We start from the raw sequence: 7,311 nt of genomic DNA, 5'->3' as shown, positions 1-7,311 counted from the left end.
CTCCGGGGCCCTGGCCGTTCCCGGCTCGTACGGTACGGGTGCCCGCCCGCCGGAAAACGCGTTGCGGCGAACGGGCGGCGACCCGGACAGTGTGCGGATGACCGAGCTTGCGATACGGCCCGCCGTCCCCGGTGACGCCGAGGAGATCTGCCGACTGCTCAACGCCGTGGACCTGATCGAGATCGGGCGCGAGGAGACCGACCTGGCGGCCGTCAAGGACGACCTCACCCACCCCGAGGCCGCCCTCGCGGAGAACTCCTGGCTCGCCCACCGCGACGGCGAACTCGTCGGCTACGGGCTGATGTGGGACGACTCCGGCGCCGACCGCATCGACATGGACCAGTACGTCCTCCCCGACCACCAGGACGCCGCCGAACGGCTCTTCGAGCTGATGGAGCCGCGGGCACTGGACCGGGCCCGCGCCAACGGCGCCGACCGGGCCGTGATCCACCTCCACCTCAACACCCGCCCCACCGTGGACCCCGCGCTCCTCACCCGCCGGGGCTGGAACGTGGTGCGGACCTACCACGTCATGACCCGGCCGCTGCACCCCGCCGGTGACGTGGTGCCCCCGCCGCCCCACGGCCTCACCCTGCGCGACTGCCGTGAGGAGACCGACCGGATCCGGGCCCGCGAACTCCTCAACGAGACCTTCGCCGAACACTTCGACCACCAGCCGCGCAGCTACGCGCAGTGGAAGGCCGACCTCGGCGGCGGAATCGACTGGTCCCGGGTGTGGATCGCCACCCTCGCGGGCGAAGGCGACGTGGCGGTCATGGTGACCCGCAACGACCGCGAGGCCCACGCCTGGATCGCGAACCTCGGCGTGGTGACGCGGATGCGGGGGCGGGGGATCGCCGGATATCTGCTGCGGTACGCGTACGCGGTGTACGCGGCGCTGGGGCGGGAGGCGATCGGGCTGGGCGTCGACACGGCCAACGCGTCCGGCGCGCCGCGCCTCTACGCCGCCCACGGCATGACCCCCTACTTCGCCGCCCACACCTGGGAACTCACCCTCCCCACGCCTTAGCTCCCTCTGCGAGGGGCGCGGCTTCCTCGTGCCAGACCCCCCGCTCCGTGCCGCGCTGGTGGGCACGAGTTCCACACCCTTGCGGAACAGATGCCCACAGCGGGCAGGAACCCCGTGCCCACTCGGGGGTGGAACCCGCCTGCCCACAGCGGGTGGGGAGCCTGCTTGCCGACAAGGAGGGGGCCGGCCCCGGGAGGGGTCGGGGGGACACGGGTGGAGTAGTCGGGGAGGCGCGGGGGCGGGCGGGGGCGCAGAGTCGGACAGAGGCGGCCCGGCCGACACCCCAGGAGGCGCCCATGCGCGAAGCACGGCGCACCCGCTGGCCCGTCTGCGCCCTGGTGACCCTCCTGGTCACCGCCGCGGCGGCCGCCTGCGGTGGTGGCGCCTCCTCCACTCCTCCCCCCGGTGTCCTGAGCGCGTCCTGGGGCGACCCGGCCAACCCGCTGGAGCCCGCCAACACCAATGAGGTCCAGGGCGGCAAGGTCCTGGACATGATCTTCCGGGGGCTGAAGCGCTATGACCCCCGTACCGGTGCCGCCACGGACATGCTCGCGGAGCGGATCGACACCACGGACTCCACCACGTTCGCGATCACCGTGAAGGACGGCTGGACCTTCAGCAACGGGGAGAAGGTGACGGCCGCCTCCTTCGTCGACGCCTGGAACTACGGCGCCGCCCTCGACAACGCCCAGCGCAACGCGTACTTCTTCGGCTATATCGACGGCTACGCACAGGTCCACCCGGACTCCGGCAAGCCCACCGCCACCACCCTGTCGGGTCTCACGGTCACCGGTGAGCGCACCTTCACCGTCCGGCTCAGCCAGAAGTTCTCCACCTGGCCGGACACCCTCGGCTACGCCGCCTTCGCGCCGCTGCCCCGGGCCTTCTTCGACGACCACGCGGCATGGCTGGCCAAGCCGGTCGGGAACGGACCGTACCGGATCGAGAAGTACACCCGGGGCTTCTCGATGTCGCTGCGCCGCTGGGACGGCTACCCGGGGCCCGACAAGGCCCGTAACGCCGGGGTCGAGCTGCGGGTGTACACCGACAACAACACCGCGTACACCGATCTGACGGCGGGCAACCTCGATCTGGTGGACGACGTACCCGCCGCCCAGCTCCGGTTCGTCCGCAAGGACCTCGACGGCCGCTATATCAACACCCCGGCCGGGATCATCCAGACCCTCGCCTTCCCCTACTACGACAAGGCGTGGAACACCCCCGGCGGTTCCAAGGTCCGTACCGGGCTCTCCATGGCGATCAACCGGCCCCAGATCACCGACACGATCTTCCTGAAGACCCGTACCCCGGCGCTGGACTGGACCTCACCGGTGCTCGGCACCCAGGGCGGCTTCGACCCCACCCTCTGCGGTGACGCCTGCCGCTATGACCCGGCGCGGGCCCGGCGGCTGATCGCGGAGGGCGGCGGTATCCCGGGCGGCTCGATGACGATCTCGTACAACGCCGACACCGGCTCCCACAAGATCTGGGTCGACGCGGTCTGCAACAGCATCAACAACGTCCTCGGCCGCGACCACGCCTGCGTCGGCAACCCGATCGGCACCTTCGCCGACTTCCGCGCCCAGATCACCTCGGCCGGGATGAACGGGCCGTTCCGGGCGGGCTGGCAGATGGACTACCCGCTGATCCAGAACTTCCTCCAGCCGCTCTACTACACCGGCGCCTCCTCCAACGACGGCAAGTGGAGCAACGCCCGCTTCGACCAGCTCATCAACGAGGCCAACGCCGAGTCCGACCCCGTCCGGGCCGTGGAGACGTTCCGCCGTGCCGAGGAGGTGGTCCGCGACCAGATGGCGGCGATCCCGCTCTGGTACCAGAACGGCAGCGCGGGCTACTCGGCCCGGCTCTCCCATGTCGCGCTGAACCCGTTCAGCGTCCCGGTCTACGACCAGATCACCGTCGCCTGACCCAGCCCCCCAGCCCCCAGCCCCCCAGCCCCCCCCCGCCCCCGAGCATCAGCCGCCACCGAGCCCCCCGCCCGCGCCGAGCCCCCGCCCCCCACCGACCCCTGGAGCCGCACATGGGACGCTATGTGATCCGCCGACTGCTCCAGATGATCCCGGTCTTCTTCGGCGCCACCCTGCTGATCTTCCTGATGGTCAACGTGATGGGCGACCCCATCCAGGGGCTGTGCGGACAGCGCCAGTGCGACCCGGCGACCGCCGCCAAGCTCCGCGCGGAGTTCGGCCTCGACCAGCCCGTGTGGCGCCAGTACCTCACCTACATGGGGAACGTCTTCACCGGCGACTTCGGCACCGCCTTCAACGGACAGCCCGTCACCGAGCTGATGGCCGACGCGTTCCCCGTCACCCTGCGGCTCACCGTGGTCGCCATCGCCTTCGAGATCGTCATCGGGATCACCCTCGGCGTGCTGACCGGGCTGCGCCGGGGCCGTCCCGTCGACACCTCGGTCCTGATGCTGACCCTGGTGGTCATCTCGATCCCCACCTTCGTCACCGGACTGGTGCTGCAACTGCTCCTCGGCGTCGAGTGGGGCCTCATCAAACCCGCCGTCTCCCCCGAGGCGCCGCTGAACGAGCTGATCGTCCCCGGACTGGTGCTGGCCTCCGTCTCCCTCGCGTATGTCACCCGGCTCACCCGGACCTCGATCGCCGAGAACGCCCGCGCCGACTACGTACGCACCGCCCGCGCCAAAGGACTGCCGCACCGCCGGGTCGTCACCCGCCATCTGCTGCGGAACTCACTGATCCCGGTCATCACCTTCATCGGTGCCGACATCGGGGCGCTGATGGGCGGGGCGATCGTCACCGAGCGCATCTTCAACATCCACGGCGTCGGCTACCAGCTCTACCAGGGCATCGTCCGCCAGAGCACCCAGACCGTCACCGGCTTCGTCACCGTGCTGGTGCTGGTCTTCCTGCTGGCGAACCTGCTGGTGGACCTGTTGTACGCCGTCCTCGACCCCAGGATCCGCTATGCCTGAGCCGCCGCCGCCCCCGGGCTCCGCCGACGACCACCGAGGACCCGGCGCATCACCCCAGGACCCGCCGCCCTGGTACGACGACGACGGCGCCATCGCCGCCACCGGCGCGGGCGCCCCCACCGACCTCGCCATGAGCGAGGGCCAGACCATCGAAGGCGTCCAGGGCGAGGTCGACGGACCCCAGGGCACCGGGCCCGAACACAAGGCCCGCAGCCTCTGGTCCGACGCCTGGCACGACCTGCGCCGCAACCCCGTCTTCCTCCTCTCCGCGCTCGTCATCCTCTTCCTCGTCGTCATCGCCATCTGGCCCCAGCTGATCGCCTCCGGCAACCCGCACGCCTGCGACCTCTCCAAAGCCCAGCAGGGCTCCCAGCCCGGTCACCCCTTCGGCTACGACGGACAGGGCTGCGACGTCTACACCCGGACCGTCTACGGCGCCCGCGCCTCCGTCACCGTCGGTGTCTGCGCCACCCTCGGCGTCGCGCTCCTCGGCTCGGTCCTCGGCGGGCTCGCGGGCTTCGCCGGGGGCGGCTGGGACGCCACCCTCTCCCGGCTCACCGACGTCTTCTTCGCCATCCCCGTCGTCCTCGGCGGACTCGTCCTGCTGTCGGTGGTCCGCTCCACCACCGTCTGGCCCGTCGTCGGGTTCATGGTGCTCCTCGGCTGGCCCCAGATCTCCCGGATCGCCCGGGGCTCGGTCATCACCGCCAAGGAGAACGACTACGTCCAGGCCGCCCGCGCCCTCGGCGCCTCCCCCTCCCGCATCCTGCTGCGGCATATCGCGCCCAACGCCATCGCCCCCGTGATCGTCGTCGCCACCATCGCGCTCGGCACCTACGTCTCCCTGGAGGCGACCCTGTCCTACCTCGGCGTCGGGCTGCGGCCCCCGACCGTCTCCTGGGGTATCGACATCTCGGCCGCCTCCCCCTTCATCCGCAACGCGCCGCACATGCTGCTCTGGCCCGCCGGGGCGCTCGCCCTCACCGTGCTGGCGTTCATCATGCTCGGCGACGCGGTCCGCGACGCCCTCGACCCCAAGCTGCGCTGAGGAGCCCGCGATGACGACCGCCGAGCGGCCCGCGACGAGCCCGACCGCCCCCGCACCCCTGCTGGACGTCCGCGACCTGCATGTCGTCTTCCGCACCCGGGACGGGATCGCCCACGCCGTCAACGGCGTCTCCTACCGGGTCGAACAGGGCCGCACCCTCGCCGTCCTCGGCGAGTCCGGCTCCGGCAAATCCGTCACCGCCCAGGCGGTGATGGGCATCCTCGACACCCCACCCGGCGAGATCACCTCCGGCGAGATCCGCTTCCACGGCCGCGATCTGCTCACCCTGCCCGAGAAGGAACGCCGCACGCTGCGGGGCGCCCAGATGGCCATGGTCTTCCAGGACGCCCTCTCCGCCCTCAACCCGGTCCTCTCCGTCGGCGACCAGATCGCCGAGATGTTCACCGTCCACCGGGGCATGTCCACCCGGCAGGCCCGGGAACGCGCGGTGGAGCTGATGGAACGCGTCGGCATCCCCGCCGCCCGTGAACGGGTACGCCAGTACCCGCACCAGTTCTCCGGCGGCATGCGCCAACGGATCATGATCGCCATGGCGCTGGCCCTGGAACCCGCCCTCGTCATCGCCGACGAACCCACCACCGCCCTCGATGTCACCGTCCAGGCCCAGGTGATGGAACTCCTCGCCCAGCTCCAGGCCGAACTCAACACCGGACTCGTCCTGATCACCCATGACCTCGGTGTGGTCGCCGACGTCGCCGACCACATCGCGGTGATGTACGCGGGCCGGATCGTGGAGAGCGCCCCCGTCCACGACCTCTACCGCGCCCCCGCCCACCCCTACACCCGGGCCCTGCTCGACTCCATCCCCCGCCTCGACCGCAAAGGCCGCTCCCTGCACGCCATCGCCGGCCTGCCCCCCAACCTCACCGCCATCCCGCCCGGCTGCGCCTTCCACCCCCGCTGCCCCCTCGCCCGCGCCGTCTGCCGCACCGACGAACCACCGCTGTACGAAGTCAACTCCGAACGCGGCAGCGCCTGCCACTTCTGGCGGGAGACCCTCGAAGGCGGCACGGGCCATGAGTGAGCCGATCCTCGAAGTGCGCGGGCTGACCAAGTACTACCCCCTCACCCGGGGCATCGTCCTCAAGAAACAGATCGGCTCGGTCCGGGCCGTGGACGGCGTCGACCTCGACCTGACGGCAGGCGAGACCCTCGGCATCGTCGGCGAGTCCGGCTCCGGCAAATCCACCCTCGCCCGGCTGCTGGTCCAGCTGGAACGGCCCACCCAAGGCACCATCCGCTACAAGGGCGAGGACATCACCCGCCTCTCCGGTCGCGCCCTCAAAGCCGTACGGCGCAACATCCAGATGGTGTTCCAGGACCCCTACACCTCACTCAACCCCCGGATGACGGTCGGCGACATCATCGCCGAACCCTTCGCGATCCATCCCGAAGCCGCCCCCCGCGGCGACCGGCGCCGCCGGGTACGCGAACTCCTCGACGTGGTCGGCCTCAACCCGGAGTACGTCAACCGCTACCCCCACCAGTTCAGCGGTGGCCAGCGCCAGCGCATCGGCATCGCCCGGGGACTCGCGCTCCGCCCGGAGATCATCGTGGCCGACGAACCGGTCTCCGCGCTCGACGTCTCCGTCCAGGCCCAGGTGATCAACCTCCTGGACCGGCTCCAGAGCGAGTTCCGGCTCAGCTACGTCTTCATCGCCCACGACCTGTCGATCGTGCGGCACATCTCCGACCGGATCGCCGTGATGTACCTCGGCCGGGTCATGGAAACCGGCCGCGACGAGGAGATCTACGAACACCCCACCCACCCCTACACCCAGGCGCTGCTCTCGGCCGTCCCGGTCCCCGACCCCGGCGCCCGCGACCGCCGGGAACGCATCCTCCTCGGCGGCGACCTCCCCTCACCCGCCCACATCCCCTCCGGCTGCCGCTTCCGCACCCGCTGCTGGAAGGCACGCGAACGCTGCGAACTGGAAGTGCCCCAACTGGAGGTCCCGGCCGAGTTCCGCATCTGGGAAGGCCCGGCCCACCACCCCTCCGCCTGCCACTTCGCCGCCGAACGCCAGGTCGTCCCCCCATCCGAGTGACCCCGGCCCCGGTTTTACGCCCCGGCAACACCCCCGTCGTCCCACCGATATACGGACGCGCCACGCTCTGCGAGGTACGGCCGTGCGGGTGCCGTAGTAACCAGGAAGCCGCCGCTTCGCGGCTTCCTGGTTTTTTTATGTTGTGTTTTTTGCGGTTCTTCGCCTCCGGGGCGCTGGAGTCGATGTCTCAGCGCCGACG

Annotated in this window: 6 protein-coding genes; all 6 read left to right on the top strand. The window is 70.7% G+C overall.

The window, feature by feature from the left end; translation table 11 throughout:
• Positions 1-97 precede the first annotated feature (97 nt).
• Entirely contained in the window at positions 98-1,030 is a 933-nt protein-coding gene (locus tag ACFVIM_RS30495; protein ID WP_384308139.1) for a GNAT family N-acetyltransferase, read from the top strand.
• A gap of 296 nt (positions 1,031-1,326) precedes the next feature.
• The gene (locus ACFVIM_RS30490) at positions 1,327-2,958 is read left to right on the top strand and encodes an ABC transporter substrate-binding protein (protein ID WP_384308136.1); all 1,632 of its coding nucleotides are present in this window, start codon (positions 1,327-1,329) and stop codon (positions 2,956-2,958) included.
• 113 nt (positions 2,959-3,071) lie between these two features.
• On the top strand, positions 3,072-3,995 hold the full coding sequence (locus ACFVIM_RS30485; RefSeq protein ID WP_384308133.1) for an ABC transporter permease: 924 nt from the start codon (positions 3,072-3,074) through the stop codon (positions 3,993-3,995).
• Entirely contained in the window at positions 3,988-5,043 is a 1,056-nt protein-coding gene (locus tag ACFVIM_RS30480) for an ABC transporter permease (RefSeq protein ID WP_384308130.1), read from the top strand. Before ACFVIM_RS30485 ends, ACFVIM_RS30480 begins: the two co-directional genes overlap by 8 nt.
• Positions 5,044-5,053: 10 nt before the next feature.
• Positions 5,054-6,088, top strand: coding sequence for an ABC transporter ATP-binding protein (locus ACFVIM_RS30475; RefSeq protein WP_384308127.1), 1,035 nt, complete (start codon positions 5,054-5,056; stop codon positions 6,086-6,088).
• Positions 6,081-7,112 carry an ABC transporter ATP-binding protein gene (locus tag ACFVIM_RS30470; RefSeq protein ID WP_384308124.1) on the top strand — a complete coding sequence of 344 codons (1,032 nt, stop codon included), beginning with the start codon at positions 6,081-6,083 and terminating at the stop codon, positions 7,110-7,112. The genes ACFVIM_RS30475 and ACFVIM_RS30470 overlap by 8 nt, the downstream gene beginning before the upstream one ends.
• The last annotated feature ends 199 nt before the right edge of the window (positions 7,113-7,311 follow it).

The sequence above is a fragment of the Streptomyces sp. NPDC057638 genome (genome assembly GCF_042800315.1).
GTDB lineage: Bacteria > Actinomycetota > Actinomycetes > Streptomycetales > Streptomycetaceae > Streptomyces.
Note: the sequence above shows the minus strand (reverse complement) of the source record. Positions and strands in the feature narration are given on the sequence as shown.

Bases quoted from the DNA above. Each gene is read 5' to 3' on its own strand.
- ACFVIM_RS30475 (WP_384308127.1), top strand. From the start codon at position 5,054: ATGACGACCGCCGAGCGGCCCGCGACGAGCCCGACCGCCCCCGCACCC.
- ACFVIM_RS30495 (WP_384308139.1), top strand. From the start codon at position 98: ATGACCGAGCTTGCGATACGGCCCGCCGTCCCCGGTGACGCCGAGGAG.
- ACFVIM_RS30490 (WP_384308136.1), top strand. From the start codon at position 1,327: ATGCGCGAAGCACGGCGCACCCGCTGGCCCGTCTGCGCCCTGGTGACC.
- ACFVIM_RS30470 (WP_384308124.1), top strand. From the start codon at position 6,081: ATGAGTGAGCCGATCCTCGAAGTGCGCGGGCTGACCAAGTACTACCCC.
- ACFVIM_RS30485 (WP_384308133.1), top strand. From the start codon at position 3,072: ATGGGACGCTATGTGATCCGCCGACTGCTCCAGATGATCCCGGTCTTC.
- ACFVIM_RS30480 (WP_384308130.1), top strand. From the start codon at position 3,988: ATGCCTGAGCCGCCGCCGCCCCCGGGCTCCGCCGACGACCACCGAGGA.